This window comes from Candidatus Dechloromonas phosphoritropha, assembly GCA_016722705.1.
Lineage (GTDB): Bacteria > Pseudomonadota > Gammaproteobacteria > Burkholderiales > Rhodocyclaceae > Azonexus > Azonexus phosphoritrophus.
The window spans coordinates 2,689,658-2,715,229 of sequence record JADKGN010000004.1 but is presented as its reverse complement, the minus strand read 5'-3'; the positions used below and the strand labels follow the sequence as shown (position 1 = coordinate 2,715,229).

The window sequence follows — 25,572 nt, the reverse complement described above, 5'->3', positions numbered from 1 at the left end:
CTGGCGCGGTCGACCCGGAAAAACAGCCTGTTTTCACAGGCCGTTTTCGTTTTCAGGCACGGCGCCAGGTCGTTCCCTGCGGGCTGTCGTCGAGGGCGATGCTGGCCGCCTTGAGTTCGTCGCGCAAACGATCGGCTTCGGCAAAATTACGCGCCTTCTTGGCTGCCGCGCGCCGCGCGATCATGTCCTCGATGGCCGCCTCGTCAAGCCCGCCGGCGGCGGTGCCGCCGCCGCGCAGGTAGGCGGTCGGTTCGCGTTCGAGCAGTCCGATGACGCCGGCCAGTGCCTTCAACAACCCCGAGAGTTCGGCGCTGTGCTGCCGATTGGCTTCACCGGCCAGTTCAAAGAGTACGGCAATGGCGCCGGGCGAATCGAAATCCTCGTTCAACGCGGCAGCGAAACGGGCAGCGAACCCATTGTTCCAGTCGATGGTGACGGCCGCAGGCGGGACGTCGCGCAAGGCAAAGTAGAGGCTGTCGAGGCTGCGCTTGGCATCGTCGAGATGGCTGTCCGAGTAGTTCAGCGGGCTGCGATAGTGGGCGCGCAGGATGAAAAAGCGCACCACCTCGGCATCGTAACGTTGCAGCACTTCGCGGATGGTGAAGAAGTTGCCGAGCGATTTTGACATCTTTTCGTTGTCGACCCTGACGAAGCCGTTGTGCATCCAGTAATTGACGAAGGTGCACTGGTGCGCGCCCTCGGACTGGGCGATCTCGTTTTCGTGGTGCGGGAACTGCAGATCCTGGCCGCCACCGTGGATGTCAAAATGATTGCCGAGCAGCTTCGAACTCATCGCCGAACACTCGATATGCCAGCCCGGCCGCCCCTCGCCCCACGGCGATTCCCACGCCGGTTCGCCCGGCTTGGCATGCTTCCAGAGCACGAAATCGAGCGGATCGTCCTTGGCCGAATCGACCTCGACGCGCTCGCCGGCGCGCAGGTCGTCGAGCGACTTGCCGGACAGCTTGCCGTAACCGACAAACTTGCGCACCGCGTAATTGACGTCGCCATCGCTGGCCTTGTAGGCCAGGCCGCGGGCTTCGAGAAGAGCGATCAGGTCAAGCATTTCCGGCACGAAGTCAGTCGCACGCGGCTCATGGTCCGGGCGCAACACGCCGAGCGCATCGGCATCCTCGTGCATGAAGGCGATGTAACGATTGGTCAGTTGCTGCAGCGATTCGCCGTTGTCTATGGCGCGGCGGATGATCTTGTCGTCGATGTCGGTGATGTTGCGCACGTAATTGACTTCGTAGCCGGAAGCCTTGAGCCAGCGATAGACCATGTCGAAGACGACCATGACCCGGGCGTGCCCGATGTGGCAATAGTCATAGACGGTCATTCCGCACACATACATGCGCACCTTGCCCGGTTCGATGGGCGTGAAGACCTGCTTTTCCCGTTTCAGGGAGTTGTGGATTTTGAGCATGGGCGGGGGAATTCGCGACGTCGTCAGCCATTCGCGAAGCTTGGGAATGGTTGGTGTTCTTGGTAGAATCGAACGATTGTAGACCTGCGCCGAGTATAGCATAGCGATGACCTCAGCCTCCCTGCCACAGCCTCGCCCCGGTGCCTTTCGAGCGCTACGGGCCGCCATCCTCGCGCTGATCGTCAGTTGCGGAACGCCGCTGCTCGCCGACACGCTGTCGGATGTCCAGCGCCTGATCAGGCAGGGCCAGTATCCGCAAGCGCTGGCGGAAATCGATCTGTATCTGGCCACCTCGCCCAATGACGCGCAGGCCAGTTTTCTCAAGGGTGTGATCTACAGTGAGACGGACAAGACCGACGAAGCCATCGTGGTGTTCACCAAGCTGACCGAGGATTACCCCGAGTTTCCCGAGTCCTACAACAATCTGGCGGTGCTCTACGCCCGCCAGAAGCAGTACGAGAAGGCGCGGATGGCGCTCGAGATGGCAATTCAGGTGCATCCCTCGTATGCGACCGCCTATGAAAACCTTGGCGACCTCTACGCCAGGCTCGCTAACCAGGCCTATGGCAAGGCCACCCAACTCGACGGAGCGAGCAAGGCGGCAAAGACCAAGCTGGCCCTGTCGCGCGAACTGCTTACTCCAGCGGCCAAGTCCCCGGCCAAGCCGGCGGATTGCACGGCCGGCGACAAGGCCGGCGACAAGGCCGGCGACAAGGCCGGCGACAAGGCCAGCAGCAAGGCCAGCAGCAAGGCCAGCAGCAAGGCCGCCAACCGCAAACCACCGACCAGGAAGCTACCATGATCAAACAACTCTCCACACTGGCCGCCGGCCTGCTCATATCACTGGCCGCGTGGGCCGCGCCCACCGTCGAAATGACCACCTCCCTAGGCACGATCACCATCGAACTCAACGCCGAGAAGGCCCCAAAGACCGTTGAAGCATTCCTCGACAACGCGAGGCGCGGCTTCTACGACGGCACCATCTTCCACCGCGCGATCGACGGCTTCATGATCCAGGGCGGGGGCTTCAGTCCGGCGATGGAAGAAAAAAAGACGCTCACTCCGGCGCTGCAGAACGAGGCAACCAATGGCCTGAAGAACGAACGTGGGACGATCGCCATGGCGCGCACCCAGGATCCGCATTCGGCCCGCGTCCAGTTCTTCATCAATCTGAAGGACAACGATTTCCTCAACCACAAGACGGCAGCCGATCCGCGCGGCTTCGGCTATGCCGTGTTCGGCAAGGTCACCCAGGGCATGGAAGTCGTCGACAAGATCGCCAGGGTGCAGACCGGCAATGCCGGCCCGCACCAGAACGTGCCGACCACGCCGGTCGTCATCCAGAAGGTAAAAATCATCTCCGACAAATAAGGACTCACAAGTGATCAAACTCACCACGAACCACGGCGTCATCATGCTCGACCTGAACGCCGAAAAGGCGCCGAAGACGGTCGCCAACTTCCTCGCCTATGTCGAGGCCGGACATTACGACAACACGGTTTTCCACCGCGTGATCAAGAACTTCATGATCCAGTGCGGCGGCTTCGAACCGGGCATGAAGCAGAAGCCGTGCTCGGCATCGATCGAAAATGAGGCGGCCAACGGTCTCAAAAATAAGCGCGGCAGCATCGCCATGGCGCGCACCGGTGACCCGCACTCAGCCACCGCCCAGTTCTTCATCAATACCGTCGATAACGACTTCCTCGACTTCAAGTCGCCGTCCGGCCAAGGCTGGGGCTACTGCGTTTTCGGCGAGGTCAGCGAAGGCCTGGACGTTGTCGACAAGATCCGCGCCGTGCGCACCGGCAACAAAGGCGGCCATCAGGACGTGCCGGTCGACGACGTGATCATCGAGAAGGCTGAAGTGGTTTGATCTTCTTCATTTCCGATCTGCACCTGTCGCCCCGGTCGCCCGGGGCGACGCGTTTGTTCCTTCAGTTTCTTGCTGGCCGCGCCCGCCAGGCCGAGGAACTCTATATTCTCGGCGATCTCTTCGAAGCCTGGATCGGCGATGACGACAGTGGCGATCCGTTCAACGCCCAGGTCATCGCCGCGCTGCATGCCGCCAGCGATGCCGGGCTGCGGATCAGCGTCATGCACGGCAATCGCGATTTTCTGCTTGGCGATGGCTTCGCCACCGCGACCGGCGCCAGGCTGCTCGGCGATCCGCATCTGCTGACGACTGCTGAATGGCAGTTCATCCTTTCGCATGGTGACGCACTCTGTCTCGACGACGCCACCTACATGGCCTTCCGCGCCCAGGTTCGCAACCCGGCCTGGCAGGCAGCGTTGCTGACCAAGCCGCTGGGCGAGCGACGCGTTATTGCCGCCCACATGCGCGAGGTCAGCGAATCCAGCCAGCGCGACAAGGACAGCCCCTATACTGATCTGCAAGCCGCCGCCACCGACGATTTTCTGCGCGACCACGGCTACGTCACCTTCATCCACGGCCATACGCACCAGCCGGCAAAGCACGACCATATCGTCGACGGCATCCATGTCGAACGCTGGGTGCTGGCCGACTGGCACGAGGACCGCGGCGAATGCCTGGTCTGGGATGGCGAGGCACTGAAGCGCGAAACCATCGTCGCTGAAAATTGAGCAAAATTCCGTGTCGACCGTAACGATGGCCGAAAGCCGCGCCCTCGGCCTTTTGCGCGACATCTTCGGTTATCCCGCCTTCCGCGGCGCCCAGGCCGAGATCATCGAGCATGTCGCCAACGACGGCGACGCCCTGGTTCTGATGCCGACCGGCGGCGGCAAGAGCCTGTGCTATCAGATTCCCGCCCTGCTCCGTCCCGGCTGTGCCGTCGTCGTCTCGCCGCTGATTGCATTGATGCAGGATCAGGTCGATGCCCTGACCCAGCTTGGCGTCAAGGCCGCCGTCCTCAACTCGACGCTCGACTGGCGCCAGGCGCAGGCGGTCGAACAGGCCATGTTTTCCGGCGCACTCGACCTCGTTTACATCGCCCCCGAGCGTCTGCTGCTCGAGCGTACACTGGCACTGCTCGACGCGCTGGACGAAGCCGGCAAGCTGGCCCTGTTCGCCATCGACGAGGCGCATTGCGTATCACAATGGGGCCACGATTTCCGGCCGGAATACCTGCAACTGTCGGCCCTGCACGAGCGTTACCCGCGCGTGCCGCGCATTGCGCTGACCGCCACCGCCGACCAAGCGACACGCAAGGAAATCCTCGCCCGGCTCGGTCTGGGCGAAGCGCGCGTTTTTCTGTCCAGTTTCGACCGCCCGAACATCCGCTATACCATTGTCGAAAAGGACAATGCCAGGAAGCAGCTACTCGGCTTCCTGACCGGACGCCAGGGCCAGGCCGGCATCGTCTATTGCCTGTCGCGCAAGAAAGTCGAGGAAACCGCCGCTTGGCTGTCGGCCGAAAGCTATCCTGCGCTGCCCTACCACGCCGGCCTGCCGGCGCTGGAACGCGCCGCCAATCAGCGTCGCTTCCTGCGCGAGGACGGGCTGATCATGTGTGCCACCATCGCCTTCGGCATGGGCATCGACAAGCCGGACGTGCGTTTTGTCGCCCACCTCGATCTGCCGAAAAGCATCGAGGCCTATTACCAGGAAACCGGCCGCGCCGGCCGTGACGGTGAGCCATCCGATGCCTGGATGGCCTACGGCATGCAGGACGTGGCCTTGCAGCATCAGCGCATTGCCGAATCGGGCGCGGGCGAAGGACAAAAAATCCTCGAAAAACAGCGGTTGACCGCGCTACTCTCGTATTGTGAAGCACCGCGCTGCCGCCGGCAGGTGCTGCTCAATTACTTCGGTGAAGAACGCCAACCCTGCGGCAACTGCGACGTTTGTAGCGAACCGCCGGAACTATGGGATGGCACGCAGGCGGCACAAAAGGCCCTGTCAGCCATCTTCCGTACCGGCATGCGCTTTGGCGTCTCGCACCTGACCGATATCCTGCGCGGCAAGGCGAGCGACAAGGTCAGGCAGTGGCATCACGACCAGTTGCCAACCTTTGGCGTCGGCAGCGATCTCGACGATCACGTCTGGAAAAGCGTCTTCCGCCAGTTGGCGGCGGCCGGCCTGATCCACGTCGACATGGCCGAATACGGCGCGCTGCAACTGACCGAAACCGCCCGCGAAGTGCTCAAGGGTCAGCGCACAGTGCAATTGCGGCGGGCCGCTCGGCGCAAAACAGCGCTACCGAAAGCCCGCCAGGTCTTCAGCGACCTGTCAGCAGCCGATGAAAGCCTGTTCCAGCAATTGCGCGCCTGGCGCAGCGATACCGCCCGCGAACAGGGTGTGCCGGCTTACGTAATCCTGCACGACAAGACCCTGCGCGAGCTGGCCGAAGTCAGGCCGGTCAACCGCAGTTTGCTGGCCACCGTGACCGGTATGGGCAGCGCCAAGATCGAGCACTACGGCGAGGAATTGCTGGCGCTGATCCGCAAGGCCGGTTGATAATCACCGCGCAGTTCTGGGTGTCTCACAACGACCCAATCCAGCCCTTCGGGTCGTCAGGTTCTGTTAGGCAGGTTACGAAGGACAGCAGACCTTCATGATGATCACTCACTGGCTTATCGTGGGCCATAGTTGTCGTTCCTGCATACGCCAAAATCCGACCGTAACAGCCAAGAAACCGGTCGTTTGGAAACACAACTGCGCATGCCAGCCCATCATGTGTTGCGTTGCAGCATGCTTTTGGCCAAGATCGCGCCATGGGAATCTCAAACCACTCACCCGTACAGCGCATCATCAAGGTCCGGCGCGACTACAACACGTGGGTGGCCAACGAAACCCTTGAGGATTACGCCCTGCGCTTCACGCCGCGCAGTTTTCGCAATTGGTCCGAAATGCGCGTTGCCAACACTGCCTTTGGCGCGGCATCTTTCCTGGTCCTAGAGGCGGTCGGCGCCACCATGCTGGTCAACGCCGGCTTCATCAACGCCTTCTGGGCCATCCTGGCGACCGGCCTGATCATTTTCCTGATCGGCTTGCCGATCAGCGTGACCGCCGCCCGCCAGGGTCTCGACATGGATCTGCTGACGCGCGGCGCCGGCTTCGGCTACATCGGTTCGACCATCACCTCGCTGATCTACGCCTCATTCACCTTTATCTTCTTTGCGCTGGAAGCGGCGATCATGGCCTACGCGCTGGAACTCGCTTTTGGCATACCACCAAACTGGGGCTACCTGATCTGTGCGCTGGTCGTCATCCCGCTGGTCACTCACGGGGTCACGGCGATCAGCCGCTTGCAGGCATGGACGCAGCCCATCTGGATTGTCATGCTCATCCTGCCCTACGCCTTCGTTCTCATCGAGGAGCCCGAAGCGCTCGGCGGGCTGTGGCAGTATGCCGGCGCGAACGGTCAGGGAGCCGGTTTCGATCCCCAATTGTTCGGTGCCGCGCTGACCGTCGGCATTGCGTTGGTCACCCAGATGGGTGAGCAGGTCGATTACCTGCGCTTCATGCCCGAAAAGACGCCGGCCAACACCCGCCGCTGGTGGTTCGGTGTCGTCGTCGGCGGACCGGGCTGGGTCGTGCCGGGAATTCTGAAGATGCTGGGCGGTGCCCTGCTGGCCTGGCTGGCGCTGCGCAATGCGGTGCCGGTGGACAAGGCGGTCGATCCCAACCAGATGTACCTGATCGGTTTCTCGCATGTCTTCGACAACACCACGCTGGCAATCGCCGCGACGGCCATCTTCGTCATCGTCTCGCAGCTCAAGATCAACGTCACCAACGCCTACGCCGGCTCGCTGGCCTGGTCCAACTTCTTTGCCAGGCTGACCCACAGTCATCCGGGGCGTGTCGTCTGGGTGGTTTTCAATACGCTGATCGCGCTGCTGCTGATGGAGTTGAACGTCTTTCAGGCGCTGGGCCAGGTGCTCGGCCTTTATTCCAACATCGCCATTTCGTGGATGGCGGCAGTGGTCGCCGACCTCGTCATCAACAAGCCGCTCGGTCTGTCGCCTCCGGGCATCGAGTTCAAGCGCAGCAACCTGTACGACATCAACCCGGTCGGCGTCGGCGCGATGACGATTGCCTCGCTGCTATCGATTGCCGCCTTCGTCGGACTGCTCGGGCCACAGGTTCAGCCCTTCGCCTCCTTTGTCGCGTTGGGCAGCGCCTTTATCATCTCGCCGCTGATCGCCTGGGCCACAGGGGGGCGCTACTATCTGGTCTGGCCGCAGGCGATGACTGCGCCCGGGAATGTTGCGGTCAACGCCGGAAAATGCTCGATTTGCGAGCGTGACTACGAAGGCGAAGACATGGCCTTTTGTCCCGCCTATCAAGGTTCGATCTGTTCGCTGTGCTGCACGCTCGACGCCCGTTGCCACGACCTGTGCAAGCCCGACGCCAATCTGACGGCGCAATGGAACGGGGTGTTGCATCGCTTGTTGCCGACTGCTGCCCGCCCTTATCTCGACAGCGGCCTCGGGCACTATCTGTTGTTGATGGCCGGCATCGTCCCGGTGCTGGCCCTCGTTCTCGGGGTGCTTTACACCCACGAGCTGCTCGCCCTCGAAACGCACCAGGTGGTGCTCATCAGTGCGCTGCAGGACAGTTTCATCAAGGCGTTTGCCGCCTTGCTGCTGCTATCCGGCGTCGGGGCGTGGTGGATGGTGCTGACCCAGAAAAGCCGCGAAGTCGCGCAGGAAGAGTCAAACCGCCAAACGCAATTATTGATTCAGGAAATCGAATCGCACCAACGTACCGACGAAGCGCTGCAGAAAGCCAAGCGTGCGGCCGATCTGGCCAACCAGGCCAAAAGCCGCTACATCACGGCGATCAGCCACGAATTGCGGACTCCGTTGAACAGCATCCTCGGCTACGCGCAGATTCTCGACGCCGACGAGAGCGTTCCGCCCCACCGCAAGCAGGCCGTCAGCGTCATTCGCAAATCTGGCGACCACCTGTTGTCGGTCATCGAGGGCACGCTGGACATCGCCCGCATCGAGGGTGGCAAGCTGACGCTGGAAGTCAAGGCGCTCGATTTTCCCGGTTTCATGCAACAGATCGTCGGCATGTTCGAATTGCAGGCGCGCAACAAGGGTCTGTCATTTTTCTACCAGACGAGCGGCGAACTGCCAGCCATGGTGCGCGCCGACGAGCGGCGCTTGCGCCAGATCCTAATCAACGTGCTCGGCAACGCGGTCAAGTTCACGGTGCGCGGCCGCGTTATGTTCAAGATCGAATACCGGCGCGAGATGGCGGTATTCGATATCAGCGACAGTGGCCCCGGCATCCCGGATGCCGACTTGGAGCGCATCTTCGAGCCGTTCGAACGCGGCAGCAACGCCCAGGCCAGCGGCAGTGGCGTCGGGCTGACCATCGCCCGCATGCTGACCAACCTGATGGGCGGCGAAATGCAGGTCTCCAGCACCCCCGGCGAAGGCACGCGCTTTCGCATCCGGCTGTTCCTGCCGCAAGTGCACTCGGCGCAGGCGGCAAGCGAACTGCCGCGCCTCAATCGGGTCGGCTACGTGGGCGTCCGCCAACGCATTCTGGTCGTCGATAACCAGAAAGTGGATCGCGACATGCTGCAAAGCGTCCTCGATCCGCTCGGCTTCATTGTCGAACAGGTGGCCAGCGGCGAGGAATGCCTGGAGGCCATTCCGCATTTCGCGCCACACTTGATCTTCATGGACCTCGGCATGCCCGGCATCGACGGCTGGGAAACCATCCGGCGCATCCGCCGTGGGCAACTGACCGACGCCCATATCGCCATCCTGTCGGCCAATGCTTTCGACAAGGGGCTGGAAAACGATGCCGGGGTCGCGGCCGAAGACTTCATCGTCAAGCCTTTGCAGGTGCACGAATTGCTGACCTGGGTAGGTCACAAGCTGAACCTCGAATGGGTGATCGCCGTCACACCCGAGCCAGCCCCGACTTCTGCGCCAGCACCGCCACTCGTTGCGCCGGACAGAGCGCATCTGGCTGCGCTCAACGAGTTGATCGGCCTCGGCTACCTGCGCGGCATCCTGAACAAGCTGGCGGAAATCGAACGGCTCGACCCGCAGCATGGCGAATTTGTCCGAGTCCTGCGCGATTTGGCGCGACAATTCCAGTTTGATGCGATGTCGGAACTTCTGAGAAAAATGCATGAATCCGCCGGTTGACCACAACAATATGCGAGGCACGGGAATTTCCGACATTGTCCTGATCGTCGACGACATTCCGGAAAACCTTTCCCTGCTTCATGATGCCCTCGACGACGCAGGCCACACCGTCCTGGTCGCCACCAACGGTGAATCGGCACTGCTACGCGCCCGCCAGAGCCGGCCCGACGTCATCCTGCTTGACGCGTTGATGCCGGGTATGGACGGTTTCGAAGTGGCCCGCCGCCTGAAGGCCGATTTCGCTACCCAGCACATCCCCATTGTCTTCATGACCGGGCTGACCGAAACCGAACACGTCGTCGCCGCCTTCGCCGCCGGCGGCGCCGACTATGTGACCAAGCCGATCCGCCCGGCCGAAGTGCTGGCCCGCATTGCCGCGCACATGCAGAATGCCCGGCAGATGAAGCAGGCGCGCACGGCGCTCGACGCCTTCGGCCAGGCCACCGTCGCCGTGCGTTCCGCCGACAGCCGCATCGTCTGGCAGACGCCGCTGGCCCGAGGCCTGCTCAACACCTATTTCGGCAACCCGGAAACCGTCGCCCCTGAAGAACTGCTGAACTGGATTGCCGCGGCCCACCGCGCGCGGTGCGAGGCCCGCGAGCCGGGGAGTCTGCTGCAGGCCGAAGGCAGCCGCCGCCTGCTCGCGTCCTTTCACGACCAGACCGGCGACGATGAATGGCTGGTCGTGCTGCGCGAAGAATACGACGCGTCGGCCATCGAATCGCTGATCGCCGCTTTCCGCCTCACCCAGCGCGAGGCCGAAGTGCTTTACTGGGTGGTGCAGGGCAAAACCAGCAACGATATCGGCGATATCCTCGGCAACAGTCCACGCACGGTCAACAAGCATCTGGAGCATGTTTTCGAGAAGCTCGGCGTCGAAACGCGCACATCGGCAGCCAACATGGCGCTGGGAAAGATGCGCGGCGCCTGACGATGTCAGGCCTTCGCAGGCTTTTCCGGTCGACCACCACAATCAGCAAAAACCGCCATATTCGTTAGTCATGATCGGGGCGTAGCCACATAGGCGATTGCGGTCGGGTTCGACGCTCCAGCCGGGCCGTGTGCAACATATCCTGCGGCCGTGCGGCAACTACGCATCCCTACGCAATCTAACGTATTTCGCCATGACAGCTCCGTCGGTAATCTGGCGCGGCACTGCAACAACGCAGTTTCAACCGGATCATCCAACGTCCAAGGAGCTTCCATGAGCAATCGTCGCAACTTCATCAAGGCCACCGTCCTGGCCGCTGCGCTGTCTTCCATCGGCATGGCCGCCAACGCCGCCGACACCATCAAGGTCGGCATCCTACACTCGCTGTCCGGCACCATGGCCATTTCCGAAACGGCGCTCAAGGAAACGGCGCTGATGACCATCGAGGAAATCAACAAGTCGGGCGGTGTGCTCGGCAAGAAGCTCGAGCCGGTCGTCGTCGACCCCGCCTCCAACTGGCCGCTGTTCGCCGAAAAGGCCCGCCAGTTGCTGGCCAAGGACAAGGTTGCCGTCGTCTTCGGCTGCTGGACCTCGGTCTCCCGCAAGTCCGTGCTGCCGGTTTTCAAGGAACTCAACGGCCTGCTCTTCTACCCGGTCCAGTATGAAGGCGAGGAACTCGAACGCAACGTCTTCTACACCGGTGCCGCGCCCAACCAGCAAGCCATCCCGGCCGTCGAATACCTGATGTCCAAGGACGGCGGCGAAGCCAAGCGCTTCGTCCTGCTCGGCACCGACTACGTGTATCCGCGCACCACCAACAAGATCCTGCGCGCCTTCCTGAAGTCCAAGGGCATCGCCGATGCCGACATCATGGAAGAGTACACCCCGTTCGGTCACTCCGATTACCAGACCATCATCGCCAAGATCAAGAAGTTCGCTTCCGAAGGCAAGAAGACCGCCGTCGTCTCGACCATCAATGGCGACTCCAACGTGCCGTTCTACAAGGAACTCGGCAATGCCGGCCTGAAGGCCACCGATGTGCCGGTCGTCGCCTTCTCGGTCGGCGAGGAAGAACTGCGCGGCGTCGATACCAAGCCGCTGGTCGGCCACCTGGCGTCCTGGAACTACTTCATGTCGCTGAAGAACCCGCAGAACGAGAAGTTCGTCAAGATGTACAAGGACTGGGCCAAGCGTCAGAAGCTGCCGAACGCCGACACCGTCGTCACCAACGACCCGATGGAAGCCACCTACGTCGGCATCCACATGTGGAAGGAGGCGGTCGAGAAGGCCAAGTCGACCGATGTCGACAAGGTCATCCCCGCCGTCGCCGGCCAGACCTTCCCCGCGCCGTCCGGCTACACCCTCAAGATGGACGACACCAACCATCACCTGTGGAAGCCGGTCTTCATCGGCGAAATCAAGGGCGATGGCCAGTTCAACGTGGTCTGGAAGTCCAAGGGCCTGATCCGCGCCCAACCGTGGAGCCCGTTCATCGCCGGCAACGAGAACAAGAAGGACGCACCGGTAGGCAAGTAATCCGGGCAATCTGTCAGTCGCACAGGACGGGGGCTTCGGCCCCCGTTTTTTTGGCCCGGCGCGACAGGGTTTGTAATTTCGGGCTTTTTCGACGGTCGACCGCAACCGTCACGCAATACGCCGCGTCGCCTCGCGGGCGCTGAGCGGCAACAGCCGGCCGCCGATCGCCGCGACAAAATTGCGCACTTGTTGCGGCTGCCAGCGGGCATAGTCGCGCAAGGCCCAGCCGATCGCCTTGCGGATGAAGAAATCGCCCTCCGGCGCCAGCGTTTCGGCATAAGCAAAGAGCCGCCCGCTGTCCGTTTCCAGCCGCCAGCCGAGTTGATGGATCATGGCGATGCGCCGCACCCACAGGCACTCGTGAAGCAGCGCGGTATCCATCGTCACCTGCGCATCCGGGTCATTGCGGCGCGCGGCGCGCAGCACATCGCCGACGATGCCGGCCAGCCCATCGACGGTTTCCCACCACGGTTCCCGTTGCGCGAGCGCCAGCATGGGCGCGACGGCGCTCAAGCCCAGCCGCCCGACGTGGCGGGCAAGCAGGTCGATGGCGGCGTAGCGGTATTCACGCTCGGGCAAGCGCCACAACTGGTCTGCTGCGGCCAACAGCCGTTTCTGGTCGAAGTCCACCTTGAGCAGGGGACTGAGCGCGGCGCGCCGGGCCGGCGTCGGGATGCCGAGAAAGCGAAACTGGTCGCGCAGATAGGCGCGCATGGAAGCAGCCCGCGCCGGATCGGCGAGTGCTGAAAGGGTGTGCTGAATTTGCGCGACAAGTTGTTCCGGCGTCGTCGCTGCCTGACTGGCGGGCATGGTCACCGAATTTCAGCGCCGGGTCAGCAGCAAGCCGCACTCAAGGTGGTGCGTATAGGGAAACTGGTCGAACACCGCCGCGGCGCTGACGACATGCGTGACCTGCAGCGCGGCGACGTTTTCCTGCAGGGTCTGCGGATTGCACGAGATGTACAGGATATGGTCGAAGCCGGCGGCGAATTCGAGCGTCGTCGCGTCCAGCCCGCTGCGCGGCGGGTCGACGAACAAGGTGGAAAAGCGGTAGCTATCCAGATCGATGCCCTTCATCCGCTTGAGCACTTCGCGGCCGGCCAGTACATCGGCGATTTCTGCGCTGGAGGCACGCACCAGTGCGACGTTCACGATGTCGTTGGCAGCGATGTTGTACTGCGCGGCATGCACCGACGACTTGCTGACCTCGGTGGCGAGCACCTTCTCGAACAACGGCGCGAGCGCCATGGTGAAATTGCCGTTGCCGCAATACAGTTCGAGCAGGTCGCCCCTCAGGCTCGCTGCCTGTTTGCAGGCCCAGCCAAGCATCTGCCGGTTTACGGCGCCATTGGGCTGGGTGAAACCACCTTCGACCTGCTGGTAACGCAGGCGGCGCCCGTTCAGTTCGAATTCCTCCAGCAGCCAGTCGCGATCAAGGATCACCTTCTGGCCACGGCTGCGGCCGATGACCTGGATGCCGAGATCGGCGGCGAGGTCGCGTGCCGCCAGTTCCCAGCCGGTGCCGAGTGGCCGGTGATAGATCAAGGTGACCATCCGCTCGCCGCTCAGCGTTGCCAGAAAATCGGCCTGAAACAGTCCGCCGCGCAAGGTCTGGCTGGCGCGCAGACGATCCAGCAGACGCGGCATCAGCGCGCAGATCGACTCGGCCGCCATCGGAAAATGCTCGACCATCACCGGCTGCTTCGGGTTCTCCGGGTCGAACATCGCGTAATCGAGCTGGTCGCCCTGGTGCCAGATGCGAAACTCGGCGCGCAGCCGGTAATGCTTGGGGGCCGACGGGAGAACCTCCGGCTCGGGGATGGCGAACGGCGTGAAATCGCGCTCGAACTGCGCGACCTTCCCGACGAGTTGCGCGGCGTAGTTGGCGGGATCGATGCGGGGCAATGGCATGGGCGTAGCGGCGGCAAACCGGTTCGGTGGTGAAAACCCTGAACCGGTGTTCGGGAAATCAAGCGAGGGCGGAATATACGCCGGTCTGCCATTTTGCGGGCGATTCCGGCGGCAATTTGCCGTACTCGTAGAGAAGCCAACGACTACTCCGCATGATGCCAGACATCATGCGGGGAGCGCACTTGATCCACGTCGAGTGCGACCGGCAACGATCCCGCCCATATCTTGCCGGCGACTTTCACTTATCATCAGGCAAGAACCGGCCATGACCTGCCGTTTGACGTGCCATCGAAATTTTGAAGCCTGTCGGAGCCTGAACGGCGGCTTTACGGCGAGCAAGTTGGAGTGCGATTTGGCAAGACCCGGCCAGAAGCGGTCCGTCAGAAGTGTTTAAGAGACCAGGGGCTATTCAGTCCCTGGTTCTTCTTTAACTGAGGACATTGCTGCTGGGTGCAGGTCTTTAGCTATAAACCCTCAATCTACCTACATCCACATCGCCTTTTTACTGGGCGACTTCAAAGGAAAAGATAAGTCGCATAACCTGCAATCATTGCCATGGAGAAGATAACAGCAACAAAAGCCACCAAAAGCTTGGGCGTGAACAAGGAACGAAGAAGTATCAGTTCAGTAAGACTTGCACCCGCACTGCCAATAATCAACGCAAGTACAGTTCCAGCACCTACGCCTTTAGCCATTAGCGCAGCAGCTAGCGGAATCACTGCCTCAGCACGTATATACAAAGGGACGCCGATGACGGCCGCAACCGGAATCGCAAAAGGGTTATCTGGGCCTGCGTACTGCACAAGCAGCTCAGTGGGCATGAAGCCGTAAATCACACTACCGATCGCAATACCAATAAGCAGATAGGGTAAGACATCAACAAAATCCGACAAGGCTTCGCGCCACAAGCCAGCGTACTTTCCCTTTACGAGAGTGGCTGTTGTGCTTTGACCACCGGCGCAACCTTTAGACTGACCACCTTGCTTGACCTCAGAGCTGCAAGAGGGAGTTGCAGCCTCGCTATTACAAGTATTGGCTCCGCAATCTGTTGTAACCACAATCGCATTGGCATTACAGCCATTACCAGGCGCCCCACAGCTAGACGTAACCACACCAGACTCACGCCGGACGTAACGCTCAAAATCTAGTGTTTGCAGCAACCATCCAGCACTAAGAGAAACTAGTAATGCAGACAGTACATAAATAGCAGTGAGCGCCCAACCAAAGGTTGCAACGAGCAACGCGACGATGATGGGATTCAATAGCGGGGAAGCGAACAGGAAAACCATCATAGGGCCAAATCCTGCACGGGCACGAATCAGGCCTTTTAACATCGGTATAGTCGAGCAACTACAAAATGGAGTGATGGCACCCAAGCCAGCTGCTAGAAAATATCCTCGACTCCGACTGGAGCTCAACAAAGCCTCAACCTTGGATGGAGGGATATGGCGTTGTAGAGCACCAACTAGCAGGCTTATACCAATGAACAGAGCCGATAGCTCGACCGCCAGGAACGCAAACATGTTTAAGGCATCGTGGAGTTGTTGTGACATAAGTCGTATCCATGCTTCTAGTTTTATCGAAATGATTGGCTGATAATAATTTGCCACTCGAGCCCCTGTCAATCATAATTCTAGAAATGTAGAAATATGTAGAGGGAAATCATGCAGCACGATAATGTCGCGGCAAGCTTAGCCGAGCTTGGAAATAGTCACCGGTTGGCAGTGTTTCGTTTTTTAGTGAAAGCCGGGCACCAAGGTGCCTCCGTCGGAGAATTACAGAAAGCCTTGGCTATCCCTGCATCCACATTGTCACATCACCTTTCACGCATGGCCAACGTAGGGCTAATTCGACAGGAAAAGCACAGTCGAACCATTGTGTGTATACCTGAGTATGCACACCTAGAGGGCTTGATCAGCTTCCTCCGGGAAGAGTGCTGTGTTGGTAAGACAGATTTACCTTCAGATTGACTCACCCCGGACATCCTAGTCATTTAATGACCACTATTGGCCGCTATGTAAACCTTTACATAGTGCAGAGGGTTTTTAGCTTGGCGGGCGCGGCGTGCCGAGGTTGGTAGGAGGTGTAGCGCCACCACCGCGACCGGTAGGCTAAAAATCCTGTTGTACTGAACCGCCCGCGCAGGCGGTGGAGCTATGGGGTTTGAATCAGAACGGTATTGTTGGTGCGCGAGATTGGCAACCGCGAGAAGCGCGCCGCATAGGCACAAGAATGCATTTCCTGTGCGCATGCTCGATCTCGGGCGGTTGGGTGCAGCGCTTTGATGGATAGCCCAGCCAAGGCAAGAGGGCATTTCGGCGGCGCATGTCCGCTCTGGCAATAGGATGCCCGATGGCTGCCGGGGAAACTCGCAACGCCTTTTTGAGAGTGAGTAAAGTCGAGACCATCAGCCATGACGAGGTGGTCCGCGCGGCAGGGTGCCGGGCAGGAAGGTTTCAATGCGAAGCATGTGGCCACGTCCGCACTTTGGGCAGTCACGCAGCGAGTTGCCGGTCAGCAACTGGTAGTGGTCACGGTAGTCGAGCGGTACATCAGGAATCTCGACCACGGGTGTGGGTTCGGCGAGCAACTGCCGGCAGAGGGCCAGCTTGGCCGCGCGGTGGCGGTTGGCCAGGAAGCCGTAATGCCGAATCCGTTGAAACCCGTCCGGTAAAACATGTAGCAGGAAGCGGCGGATGAACTCCTGGTCATCCAGACACATCACTTTCGGACGCGACTCATGGCGGTAATCCTTCCAGCGAAAGCGAACCTGGCCATCGCCAAAGTCGAGCAGCCGATTATTCGAGATGGCCACCCGGTGGGTGTAGCGACCCAGATACTCGAGGACATGCTGAGGACCGCCAAACGGCGGCTTGGCGTAGACCACCCACTCGACCTTTCGCGCAGGCGCCAGATAGTGGGCGAACGTACGTGGAACCTGAAGCGGTTCGAGAGTGTTGAAGAAGCGTAGGTGCCCGGCGTCAAAGGCGGCCTGTAACTGCGCCAGAAACAACCGGCGAAAGAGCCGCGAGAGCACCCGCACCGGCAGAAAGAACCCCGGACGGCAGGCGATCCAGCGCTCACCATCGGCACTCAAGCCGCCGCCCGGCACCACACAATGCAGATGTGGGTGATGCAGCAGATTCTGACCCCAGGTGTGCAGGATCGCGATGAAGCCGATCTCGGCACCGAGGTGCTTGGGATCCACCGCGATCGTGCGCAAGGTCTCGGCAGTTGCATGGAACAGGATGTCATAGACCACAGCCTTGTTCTGATACGCGATCGCTGCAATCTCCTCTGGCAACGTAAAGACGACGTGGAAATAATCCGCAGGCAGGAGATCGGCGTGGCGATCATCCAGCCACTGCGCACGCACCAGGGACTGACACTTCGGGCAGTGCCGATTGCGGCAACTGTTGAAGGCAATGCGCAGGTGACCACAGGCGTCACACTGCTCCACGTGTCCGCCGAGAGCGGCGGTGCGGCAGCGCTCGACCGCGCTCATGACGCGGCGCTGCCCGCGACTGAGCGCGTCAGCGTGGTCCTCGCGGAAACGGGGCCCGGTTTGGCGAAAGATGTCCGCCAGTTCGAGCCCGATGGCACGCAACGCCCGCCTCAGAAATGAGCAGGCGGTGTCGGTGTCAGGGGCGGAGGTTCCACTTTGGGCAACAGGTCAAAGGGACTGGTCGTGGCACACACGGTACTGGCCGCCACCTTCAGGTAGCGCGACGTAGTGGCCAGACTGCGGTGCCCGAGGAGGAGTTGAATGGTGCGAACATCGGTGCCGGACTCAAGCAGGTGCGTGGCGAAGGCGTGACGCAGCGAGTGAGCAGTAATCGGCTTGGCGATGCCCGATGCGCGGTGGGCTTTCTGGCAGGCCAGCGTGACAGCACCGCGGGTGATCGGCTGACCTGGCAGATCGCCCGGAAACAGCCACAGCCTCGGGTGCTCGGCTTTCCAATACAGCCGCAAGGTCTCGAGCAGTCGCGGCGAGAGCATCACATAGCGGTCCTTCTGTCCCTTCCCTTGGGCGACCCGGAGCATCATTCGCTGGCTGTCGATATCCGTCACCTTGAGGTGAGTGGCTTCGGAGACGCGCAGGCCAGCCGCATAGGCGGCCGTCAGAAGCGTTCGATGCTTGAGACTGCCTACCGAGTCGAGGAAGTGCATCACTTCCTCTCTGCTGAGGATCACCGGTAGCTTGAAGGGCCGCTTGGGCATCGGAATTTCTTCGACGGACCAAGGCCGTTTGAGCGTCACCTTGTAGAGGAAGCGCAACGCACCGGTCGCCAGGCCCACGCTGCTCGGCGCGAGCTTCCGGGTCTCAATCAGATATAGTTGGTAGGTTCGGATCTCTTCCGGCCCGAGTTCCTCCGGCGGACGGTGAAAGTATCTTGCGTATGCAGCGACCTGTTGTACGTAGGACAATCGGGTGTTCATGGCGAGATTGCGAATGCCCATGTCTTCGAGCATGCGCCGGCGTAGTGGGGTCATGATTAAGCTCCTTATCGGGAATGAGTGAAGTGCTGCAAGCAGCGACTTCATCGTTCTCCGTCAGGAGCCTTCTGTAAATCCATCCCACTGAATTCGGCCGTCAATCGGCGATTACCGCGTCAGCGGTTTAGTACAATGGCCACTATGCACAGTTTGAAACTATGCACAGTTGGCATCGATAGAAAGTCACCGAGACAGTCGTGGCCTGGCTCTCTGGGAAGTGGCGCGGTAAAGAGCTGGACATAGTTTTTGTCACAGAGTGCAGTGGTGGCTCCACTTCAGGAGACCACCATGGGAAACACCCAATCATCACGATTCAACCGTATCGACTGGCTTGTCGAGGGCCCTTTCGCGCCTCACATTGATGCGTACAAGCAGTACCTGACTGAGCGTGGGTACGCGGCGAACACGTTCAGCAGTTGCATGCGCAGCATTGCCCACTTCGCCCAATGGACGCGTAGCCGACGTCTGCAGGTCCGGCGCATTGACGAACCAGTCGTTGCCGAATTCCTTGACAGGCATCTTCCTGAATGCCGATGCACCGGTCCGATTTGTAGTGATCGTCGCAGTCTGAGCGAGTCAAGTCCAAAATCTGCTGTAAATACTCTTCGATCCGATGAATGACGAATGGTTTTCAGCTAGCGAGGGCAACAACGTTGTTGCCCTCGCTAGCTGCGGCGCGGGAAGCCGCCCACTCCTTGAATTCATCCATGTCGAGGTACTTCCGTTCCTGCCAAGCCTCATTCTGTTCGGCCAGCAGAGCGCCGATCAGGCGCAAGGCTGACTCGTCGTTGGGGAAGATGCGGATCACGCGCTCCCGCCGGCGAATTTCCTCGTTGAGCCGCTCCTGCATGTTCGTTGTGCGTAGCCGCTTGCGATACTTCTCGGGCAAGACCATTACCGCCATGGCATCCTCGAATCCTGCTTCGAGGCAGGCCACCGCTTTGGGGGCGCTCTTGGCGAAGCGCTCGGTGAATTCCGCCAGGCGGCGCTTGGCCTCGACCAAATCGGGCGCCTGCAGCACGAGCTTGACGGCAGCTGCCACCTCGGCGCGGTGGCGGGTGTTGCATTGGCCCAGAATGTTGCGCATCAGATGCACCTGACAGCGTTGCCAGCTGGCCCCCTGAAAGTGCCGCGCTGCCGCTTCACGCAGGCCGCCGTGGTCGTCCGAGATGATGAACTGCGTGCCCTTGAGGCCGCGCCCTCTGAGCCAGCGGAAGGTCTCGTCCCAGGTGGCGAAGCTCTCGGTGTCGCCGATCCGCACGCCCAGAATCTCCCGGAAGCCATCGGAGCGGATGCCTGAGACGGTCAGCACGGCACGCGAAACCACACGATCTTCTTGCCGACTCTTGATCAACAGGGCATCGACCAGCACGAAGGGATACTCGCCGTCCAGCCGCCGTTCGTTGAACGCGCTGACCCGCGGTTCCAGTCCGGCGCACAGTGCGCTCACCATCGATTTGGAGAAGCTGGCGCCGCACAGCTCTTCGGTGATCGCCGAGACCTTGCGCGTCGAGACACCGTGCACGACCATTTCCATGAGCGCCAGAACGAAGGCCTGCTCGCTCCGCTGGTAGCGCTTGAAGATGTCCGTCGAAAAGCTGCCGTCCCGCGTCTGCGGCACCAGCAGCGTCACCGGCCCAACCCGCGTGTAAAGGGTGCGTGGCCGGTAGCCGTTGCGATAGCCGGCCCGTTCGTCCGTGCGCTCGTGCCGCGTCGCCCCCAGCGTTTCCGTCACCTGCGCCTCCAGTACTTGATTGAGCACCGCTTCCACCAGTTTCGCCAGCCCGTCCTGCCCGTTTAAAAGCCCTGGCAGCAAGTCCGTTCCTACGCTAACCTCATACCCAGTCATCGCTTCTCTCCTTCGGTTATCGATCGTCTCGCAACGTCAGTTTACCGAATCGAAGCGGTGGCTACCTGCCACCCGATTTACAGCAGTTTAGGGACTCAATCCTTGAGCGCCGCGCTGGGACATCTTCTCGTCGTGCTGCGTGCTCGCGGCGCCGTTGCGCAACCAACGGTGAAGTCGACGCCGGTAGATGAGGAACTGGTGCGCTACAATACGTACATGGATCACGTGCGCGGCCTGGCACCCAAGACCCGGAGCATCGCCTTACGCATCGTAGGCAGGTTGCTGGTCTCCCGCTTCGGCGACGGTGCCATCGACATTGCCGCGATCAAGCCCGACCATGTTCGTCGGTTCTTCGCACAACAAGCCAAGCTTTACAGCAAGCCGGCAACGGCCGGCACGGTGGTGTCGGCATTGCACGGGTACTTCCGCTACCGCACATCGCTTGGCAATGAAGTGCATGGACTGATCGGCGTGCTTTCGTTTCCCGCCAACTGGCAGCTATCCTCGTTACCCAAGACCCTGACGGCCGAGGAAGTCGAGCAGTTAATCGGCGCGCTTGGTCAGTCCGGTCGCTCAATGCGGCGCGCTGAGGCCATTGTGCACTGTGCGCTCGATCTTGGACTACGTAGCGGCGAGGTTGCGCGAATCGGCCTCGATGATATCGACTGGCGCGCCGGAACGATCACGCTGCGACATACCAAGGGGCGCCGCGAGGACGTGCTGCCACTGCCTGTGGCCACTGGTAAAGCCATCGCAGCCTACCTGCAGCACGAACGGCCCAAGACCAGCAACCGCGCCGTCTTCGTGCGCCATGTGGCACCACGCGATGTACCCGTTGGCCCCGATCTTGTTCGCAAAACGATCCGCCAAGCCTTCGCGCGCGCAGGGCTTCCCTATACGCGCCCTCACCTGCTGCGCCATACGATGGCCAATCGACTCCTGGCCGGAGGATCTTCCCTCAAGGAGGTGGCAGACGTCCTACACCACCGTTCTCTGAACACCACCATGATCTACGCCAAACTCGACAGTCGAAAGCTCATTGAGGTTGCACTCCCATGGCCAGGGAGCACGTCATGAGTACGGTCTCACTGCACAGGCGTGTTGAGGGCTATTTGGTCGAGCGTCACCGCCTGGGTTTCTCTGACCACACTCAGGCATACGCCCTACGCAGCTTCGCGAAACATGTTCTGGCAGTCCGCTATCGTGGGCCACTGACCGTAGATGTCATGACCGACTGGGCACGGCACGACAGTCACGGAAGCACAGATCCACTTACTTGGGCGCGCCGACTGAAGCTGCTGCGTACCTTTCTGCGTTGGCTACAGCAATTTGAACCGCACACTGAGGTGCCTGACGACGCCATCTTCGGACCGCTGCCGGAACGACTGGCGCCGCATATCTATAGCGAGCAGGAGATCGTCGATCTGCTGGCTGCCGCCCGGCGTCTTGGGCCTGCGCAGGGATTGCGGTGCGTCGTGTATGAAACGCTGTTTGGTCTGATTGCCAGTACCGGAATGCGAATCTCCGAAGTCCTGGCACTGCGTAACGAAGACATCAACCTCAAGTACAGCATGCTCACTATCCACCAAGCAAAGTTCGGCAAGTCGCGGCAAGTAGCACTACACCCCAGCACTGTGGTCGCATTGCGCCGCTATCTTTGGATGCGCAATCTGGTGGGAAACTTTGAACAGGGCGAGGCTCCGCTCTTTATTGCTACTCGGGGCCAACGACTCGGACTACCTATGGATAGTCATCAGGTGCATCGCGTATTCGCCAACTTGCGTGAGCAATTGGGTTGGCGCAACCGGGGAGCGCATCACGCTCCTCGCATCCACGATTTGAGGCACACCTTCGTCGTGCGCCGCATCTTGCTGTGGATGGCGCAAGGAGTGGACATCGGATCAGGCGATGCTGTCGTTATCGACGTACGTCGGCCATGCGCATGTAACCAACACCTACTGGTATCTCTCGGCAGTGCCGGAGTTGATGGCGCTCGCCGCAGGACGATTCGAGTCCTACATGCATCAGAGGGAGGTGCCCGATGCGTAAAGCCATTGCACCGAGGCCGCCATCGTTTGCCTCTCTGGTTCAGCAGTTCTTCACCGAGTATCTGGTCACACAACGTGCAGTCAGTCCGCGTACGGTGGCCTGCTATCGCGATGCGCTCATGCTGTTCCTGGACTTCTCCAGTCAGCGTTTGAAGAGGGCGGCGACGAGCCTGAAACTCAATGACATTCAGCCGGATCTAATCCTGGCGTTTCTGGATCATCTGGAACGCGAGCGACATAACGCCGTGCGTAGCCGGAATCTTCGACTGACGGCTCTACGGGCGTTTCTGAAATTCGCCGGCCGACGTGACGTGGCTTCGCTGCACGTGGTCGAGCGAGCGCTTGCAGTTCCGATGAAGCGGTTCGAGCGCCCCATGCTCGGCTTCCTCACGCGCGAGGAGATGCTCGCAGTCTTGGGGCAACCCGGGGAAACCTGGACCTCTCAGCGCGACCATCTGCTCTTGGCCATGCTCTACAACACCGGCGCCCGGGTCTCCGAGATCATTGGCGTACGTGTTACGGACGTCGTCCTTGACGGTGGCGCATGCGTGCATCTGCACGGTAAGGGGCGCAAACAGCGATCGGTTCCTCTCTGGCATACCACGGTCACAGAGGTTCGTGCCTGGCTTCGACTAAACCCGGCGTTACGTGGTGAGGAACCCTTGCTGCCGAACCGCGAAGGACATGCGATGTCGCGATCAAATGTTGTTCAGCGCCTTGAGCTTGCCGTCGCGCGCGCCACCAATCAAGCGCCGAGCATCGTGAAGAAGCGCATTTCGCCGCACATAATTCGGCATACGACAGCCATGCATCTGTTGCAATCAGGGGTTCCGTTCAATGTGATCGCGCTGTGGCTGGGGCACGAAAGCACCACTACAACACACCGTTATGTCGAGGCCGACCTGGCGATGAAGGAGAAAGCACTCGCGAGGTTGGAGGCGCCTGACACGATGATCCGTCGTTTCAAGGCGCCTGACCTACTCATGCGATTCCTCCAGACGCTGTAACTATGTGCACCAGCGCCGGCTTCAACAGCGGCCAGCGTTGCGAATCCCGAGGCAACTGTGCATAGTTTCAAACTGTGCATAGTGGCCGTTTTGGGCCTATCACCACCGACAGCTAAGGGTCGCCTGCACTCAGTGACGAATGGCAGCTTCCGGGAAGCGAAACTTCAATGGCGGCTTTCCGGCAATGAACTCGAAAAGATGGCTGTCGTGTCCCGACCCTATCTGATTCTCGATCTCTACAGCCGCAAGATCGTCGGCTGGGAGGTGCATGACATCGACCATGCCGACCATGCCGCGCATCTGGTGCGTCGTACCGCGCTGGCCGAGGGCATCGCGACCTTCCAGCGTTGCAGGGAGCGCACGTCGATGCCGGCAGTCTCGCAGGCAGGCTTCAACCGTGCGCCGGCGGTATTCCTGCCGGAATCCAAGACGTCATGGGTTGTGTTCACCCTACGGCCGCTTTGGAGCAACCCGTGGGGCGGGTATGGGTCGCATCCGGCCCTTCCCACTGTCTGGACGACCATCAATTCCGGTAGCTCACGATACAGGTGGCAAGGCGTTCTGCCCATTGACACAGCGGTCTTGAACCAGCGCCGCTGCCGCCTCGCGCCCAACTACGCAATTCATCGTATTCCCGCCTTCCGGTCCGCCCCGTAATCTGTCGCTGCACTGCACAAATTGCGGACGGATCTTTCATGACCAAAAAAATTCTCGTATTTCTGCTTTTCTCCTGCAGCCTGTCGGCGCGGGCCGCGCTCGACCCGGACCAGGTCAATCAACTGGCGGCCGAGGATTCCAGCGACAAGGTCGCGGCGATCCAGCAGTTGACGCAGACCGCCGACCCCTATGCCGTGCGCGTGCTCAAGGCGATGGCCGACGACAGCCTGTTTCTGGCCGGCGACAAGGCGGTGATCATCGACGGCGACAAGGCCTTCGATGCCGCCACCAGCGCGGCAATCGCGATGCCGGCCAATCCCGAATCGGTTACGGTCAACAACCGGATTCGCGGCGAATTGGCCAATGCGCTGGCGGCGCTGAAACTCTTTGACCCCGATGCCGGCGTCCGCCTGGCCTCGGCGCAAAAGCTGCAAAGCAGCGTCAGCCCGGCGATGGCTCCGCTACTGGCGCGCGCGCTGGAGAAGGAAAGCGACGCCAAAATCAAGGCGCTGCTCGTCCTCGCCCATGCCCAGGCTAACCTCGGCAACGAAGACCCGGAAGCGCGCATGGCGGCGGTCAAGGCGCTGGCCGAAACCTCGTCGCCGACGATCAGGAGCGTGCTGCTGCCGCTCACCGAAAAGGCCGGCGAGCCGGACGACAAGGTGCGTTACGAAGCCATCGCCGCCGTCAAGGCCATCGACAGCCGGCTGGCCATCGCCGAAAACGTCGGCCGCGCCTTCTCCGGGCTGTCGCTCGGCAGCATCCTGCTGCTCGGCGCGCTCGGCCTGGCGATCACCTACGGCGTGATGGGCATCATCAACATGGCGCACGGCGAGTTGCTGATGGTCGGCGCCTACGCCACTTACGGCATACAGACGCTGTTCCGCGCCTACCTGCCAAACTATATCGACTGGTATCTGCCGGCGGCTATCCCGGTCGCCTTCTTCGCCGCCGCGCTGGTCGGCGTCGTCATGGAACGCACGGTCATCCGCTGGCTCTACGGCCGCACGCTGGAAACACTGCTTGCCACTTGGGGAATTTCGCTGGTGCTGATCCAGACCGCGCGCGTGCTGTTCGGCGCGCAGAACGTCGAGGTCGCCAACCCGAGCTGGATGTCTGGCGGCATCGAGATCATGCCCAACCTGATCCTGCCATGGAACCGCATCATCATCGTCGGCTTCGCCATGTTCGTGCTCTTCTTGGTCTGGGTGCTGATGAACAAGACGCGCCTCGGCATGTTCGTCCGCGCCGTGACGCAGAACCGCCCGATGGCCGGCTGCGTCGGCGTGCCGACCGCGCGCATCGACACCATGGCCTTTGCCCTCGGCGCCGGCATCGCCGGGCTGGGCGGCGTCGCCCTGTCGCAGATTTCCAACGTTGGCCCAGACATGGGCCAAGGCTACATTGTTGATTCCTTTATGGTGGTCGTCGTCGGTGGCGTTGGGCAACTCGCCGGCGCGGTCTGGGCGGCGCTCGGGCTGGGCATCTTCAGCAAGCTCCTCGAAGGCTGGGCCGGCGCGGTGATCGCCAAGATCGCCATCCTCGTCTGCATCATCATCTTCATCCAGAAGCGTCCGCAGGGCATCTTTGCCCTCAAGGGCCGTTTCGTCGAGTAA

At 61.0% G+C, this 25,572-nt stretch carries 21 protein-coding genes and 1 pseudogene; 15 read left to right on the top strand and 7 right to left on the bottom strand.

Features of this window, described 5'->3' with window-relative positions; all coding sequences use genetic code 11:
* Positions 1-52: 52 nt before the first annotated feature.
* Positions 53-1,426 carry a cysteine--tRNA ligase gene (locus IPP03_18920; GenBank protein ID MBL0354622.1) on the bottom strand — a complete coding sequence of 458 codons (1,374 nt, stop codon included), beginning with the start codon at positions 1,424-1,426 and terminating at the stop codon, positions 53-55.
* 106 nt (positions 1,427-1,532) lie between these two features.
* On the opposite strand from IPP03_18920, the gene IPP03_18915 reads away from it, so the two are divergent.
* From IPP03_18915 to urtA, 8 genes are all read left to right on the top strand, one after another.
* Positions 1,533-2,228, top strand: coding sequence for a tetratricopeptide repeat protein (locus IPP03_18915; protein ID MBL0354621.1), 696 nt, complete (start codon positions 1,533-1,535; stop codon positions 2,226-2,228).
* Positions 2,225-2,797 (top strand): peptidyl-prolyl cis-trans isomerase, encoded by a 573-nt coding sequence (locus IPP03_18910; GenBank protein MBL0354620.1) that lies wholly within the window; start codon positions 2,225-2,227, stop codon positions 2,795-2,797. Before IPP03_18915 ends, IPP03_18910 begins: the two co-directional genes overlap by 4 nt.
* A gap of 10 nt (positions 2,798-2,807) precedes the next feature.
* On the top strand, positions 2,808-3,299 hold the full coding sequence (locus IPP03_18905; GenBank protein ID MBL0354619.1) for a peptidyl-prolyl cis-trans isomerase: 492 nt from the start codon (positions 2,808-2,810) through the stop codon (positions 3,297-3,299).
* Positions 3,296-4,027 carry a UDP-2,3-diacylglucosamine diphosphatase gene (locus IPP03_18900; protein MBL0354618.1) on the top strand — a complete coding sequence of 244 codons (732 nt, stop codon included), beginning with the start codon at positions 3,296-3,298 and terminating at the stop codon, positions 4,025-4,027. Before IPP03_18905 ends, IPP03_18900 begins: the two co-directional genes overlap by 4 nt.
* 25 nt (positions 4,028-4,052) lie before the next feature.
* Positions 4,053-5,861 (top strand): DNA helicase RecQ, encoded by a 1,809-nt coding sequence (gene recQ, locus IPP03_18895; GenBank protein ID MBL0354617.1) that lies wholly within the window; start codon positions 4,053-4,055, stop codon positions 5,859-5,861.
* Between the two features lie 257 nt (positions 5,862-6,118).
* Positions 6,119-9,520, top strand: a complete 3,402-nt coding sequence (locus IPP03_18890; protein ID MBL0354616.1) for a response regulator — start codon at positions 6,119-6,121, stop codon at positions 9,518-9,520.
* Between the two features lie 10 nt (positions 9,521-9,530).
* Positions 9,531-10,451: a response regulator transcription factor gene (locus IPP03_18885; protein MBL0354615.1), complete on the top strand. Its 921-nt coding sequence runs from the start codon at positions 9,531-9,533 to the stop codon at positions 10,449-10,451.
* A gap of 273 nt (positions 10,452-10,724) precedes the next feature.
* Complete coding sequence (gene urtA, locus IPP03_18880; protein MBL0354614.1) at positions 10,725-11,987, top strand: urea ABC transporter substrate-binding protein; 1,263 nt, start codon at positions 10,725-10,727, stop codon at positions 11,985-11,987.
* Between the two features lie 108 nt (positions 11,988-12,095).
* Here the strand turns inward: urtA and IPP03_18875 are convergent, their stop codons facing one another.
* The 3 genes from IPP03_18875 to IPP03_18865 form a co-directional block, all read right to left on the bottom strand.
* Positions 12,096-12,797 (bottom strand): DNA alkylation repair protein, encoded by a 702-nt coding sequence (locus IPP03_18875; protein MBL0354613.1) that lies wholly within the window; start codon positions 12,795-12,797, stop codon positions 12,096-12,098.
* A gap of 12 nt (positions 12,798-12,809) precedes the next feature.
* Positions 12,810-13,898 (bottom strand): tRNA (uridine(54)-C5)-methyltransferase TrmA, encoded by a 1,089-nt coding sequence (trmA, locus tag IPP03_18870; protein MBL0354612.1) that lies wholly within the window; start codon positions 13,896-13,898, stop codon positions 12,810-12,812.
* Positions 13,899-14,413: 515 nt separating this feature from the next.
* A complete protein-coding gene (locus IPP03_18865; protein MBL0354611.1) occupies positions 14,414-15,451 on the bottom strand; it encodes a permease in 1,038 nt (345 codons plus the stop codon).
* A gap of 111 nt (positions 15,452-15,562) precedes the next feature.
* On the opposite strand from IPP03_18865, the gene IPP03_18860 reads away from it, so the two are divergent.
* Positions 15,563-15,868, top strand: coding sequence for a winged helix-turn-helix transcriptional regulator (locus IPP03_18860; protein MBL0354610.1), 306 nt, complete (start codon positions 15,563-15,565; stop codon positions 15,866-15,868).
* Positions 15,869-16,305: 437 nt separating this feature from the next.
* Here the strand turns inward: IPP03_18860 and IPP03_18855 are convergent, their stop codons facing one another.
* Both IPP03_18855 and IPP03_18850 read right to left on the bottom strand, forming a co-directional pair.
* Positions 16,306-17,505, bottom strand: a complete 1,200-nt coding sequence (locus IPP03_18855) for an IS91 family transposase (protein MBL0354609.1) — start codon at positions 17,503-17,505, stop codon at positions 16,306-16,308.
* A gap of 8 nt (positions 17,506-17,513) precedes the next feature.
* Entirely contained in the window at positions 17,514-18,392 is an 879-nt protein-coding gene (locus IPP03_18850) for a site-specific integrase (protein ID MBL0354608.1), read from the bottom strand.
* Positions 18,393-18,683: 291 nt separating this feature from the next.
* Between IPP03_18850 and IPP03_18845 the strand changes: the two genes are divergently transcribed.
* Positions 18,684-19,016, top strand: coding sequence for a site-specific integrase (locus IPP03_18845; GenBank protein MBL0354607.1), 333 nt, complete (start codon positions 18,684-18,686; stop codon positions 19,014-19,016).
* Positions 19,017-19,026: 10 nt separating this feature from the next.
* On the opposite strand, the gene IPP03_18840 is transcribed toward IPP03_18845, so the two are convergent.
* The gene (locus IPP03_18840; GenBank protein MBL0354606.1) at positions 19,027-20,244 is read right to left on the bottom strand and encodes an IS256 family transposase; all 1,218 of its coding nucleotides are present in this window, start codon (positions 20,242-20,244) and stop codon (positions 19,027-19,029) included.
* Between IPP03_18840 and IPP03_18835 the strand changes: the two genes are divergently transcribed.
* The 5 genes and pseudogenes from IPP03_18835 to urtB all read left to right on the top strand — a co-directional run bounded on the left by IPP03_18835 (position 20,233) and on the right by urtB (position 25,572).
* On the top strand, positions 20,233-21,321 hold the full coding sequence (locus IPP03_18835; GenBank protein ID MBL0354605.1) for a tyrosine-type recombinase/integrase: 1,089 nt from the start codon (positions 20,233-20,235) through the stop codon (positions 21,319-21,321). The two genes, IPP03_18840 and IPP03_18835, sit on opposite strands and share 12 nt — an antisense overlap.
* A pseudogene (locus IPP03_18830) lies at positions 21,318-22,293 on the top strand (tyrosine-type recombinase/integrase). Before IPP03_18835 ends, IPP03_18830 begins: the two are co-directional and overlap by 4 nt.
* Positions 22,286-23,299: a site-specific integrase gene (locus IPP03_18825; protein ID MBL0354604.1), complete on the top strand. Its 1,014-nt coding sequence runs from the start codon at positions 22,286-22,288 to the stop codon at positions 23,297-23,299. The pseudogene IPP03_18830 and the gene IPP03_18825 overlap by 8 nt, the downstream one beginning before the upstream one ends.
* Positions 23,300-23,497: 198 nt before the next feature.
* Positions 23,498-23,956, top strand: coding sequence for a hypothetical protein (locus IPP03_18820; protein ID MBL0354603.1), 459 nt, complete (start codon positions 23,498-23,500; stop codon positions 23,954-23,956).
* 38 nt (positions 23,957-23,994) lie between these two features.
* Positions 23,995-25,572 carry an urea ABC transporter permease subunit UrtB gene (gene urtB / locus IPP03_18815; protein ID MBL0354602.1) on the top strand — a complete coding sequence of 526 codons (1,578 nt, stop codon included), beginning with the start codon at positions 23,995-23,997 and terminating at the stop codon, positions 25,570-25,572.

What these genes read in the sequence shown, in the direction of transcription:
- IPP03_18920 (MBL0354622.1), bottom strand. Translation starts at nt 1,426, where the DNA reads ATGCTCAAAATCCACAACTCCCTGAAACGGGAAAAGCAGGTCTTCACG.
- IPP03_18915 (MBL0354621.1), top strand. Translation starts at nt 1,533, where the DNA reads ATGACCTCAGCCTCCCTGCCACAGCCTCGCCCCGGTGCCTTTCGAGCG.
- IPP03_18910 (MBL0354620.1), top strand. Translation starts at nt 2,225, where the DNA reads ATGATCAAACAACTCTCCACACTGGCCGCCGGCCTGCTCATATCACTG.
- recQ (MBL0354617.1), top strand. Translation starts at nt 4,053, where the DNA reads ATGGCCGAAAGCCGCGCCCTCGGCCTTTTGCGCGACATCTTCGGTTAT.
- IPP03_18890 (MBL0354616.1), top strand. Translation starts at nt 6,119, where the DNA reads ATGGGAATCTCAAACCACTCACCCGTACAGCGCATCATCAAGGTCCGG.
- IPP03_18885 (MBL0354615.1), top strand. Translation starts at nt 9,531, where the DNA reads ATGCGAGGCACGGGAATTTCCGACATTGTCCTGATCGTCGACGACATT.
- urtA (MBL0354614.1), top strand. Translation starts at nt 10,725, where the DNA reads ATGAGCAATCGTCGCAACTTCATCAAGGCCACCGTCCTGGCCGCTGCG.
- IPP03_18875 (MBL0354613.1), bottom strand. Translation starts at nt 12,797, where the DNA reads ATGCCCGCCAGTCAGGCAGCGACGACGCCGGAACAACTTGTCGCGCAA.
- trmA (MBL0354612.1), bottom strand. Translation starts at nt 13,898, where the DNA reads ATGCCATTGCCCCGCATCGATCCCGCCAACTACGCCGCGCAACTCGTC.
- IPP03_18865 (MBL0354611.1), bottom strand. Translation starts at nt 15,451, where the DNA reads ATGTCACAACAACTCCACGATGCCTTAAACATGTTTGCGTTCCTGGCG.
- IPP03_18860 (MBL0354610.1), top strand. Translation starts at nt 15,563, where the DNA reads ATGCAGCACGATAATGTCGCGGCAAGCTTAGCCGAGCTTGGAAATAGT.
- IPP03_18850 (MBL0354608.1), bottom strand. Translation starts at nt 18,392, where the DNA reads ATGACCCCACTACGCCGGCGCATGCTCGAAGACATGGGCATTCGCAAT.
- IPP03_18845 (MBL0354607.1), top strand. Translation starts at nt 18,684, where the DNA reads ATGGGAAACACCCAATCATCACGATTCAACCGTATCGACTGGCTTGTC.
- IPP03_18840 (MBL0354606.1), bottom strand. Translation starts at nt 20,244, where the DNA reads ATGACTGGGTATGAGGTTAGCGTAGGAACGGACTTGCTGCCAGGGCTT.
- IPP03_18825 (MBL0354604.1), top strand. Translation starts at nt 22,286, where the DNA reads ATGCGTAAAGCCATTGCACCGAGGCCGCCATCGTTTGCCTCTCTGGTT.
- IPP03_18820 (MBL0354603.1), top strand. Translation starts at nt 23,498, where the DNA reads ATGGCTGTCGTGTCCCGACCCTATCTGATTCTCGATCTCTACAGCCGC.
- urtB (MBL0354602.1), top strand. Translation starts at nt 23,995, where the DNA reads ATGACCAAAAAAATTCTCGTATTTCTGCTTTTCTCCTGCAGCCTGTCG.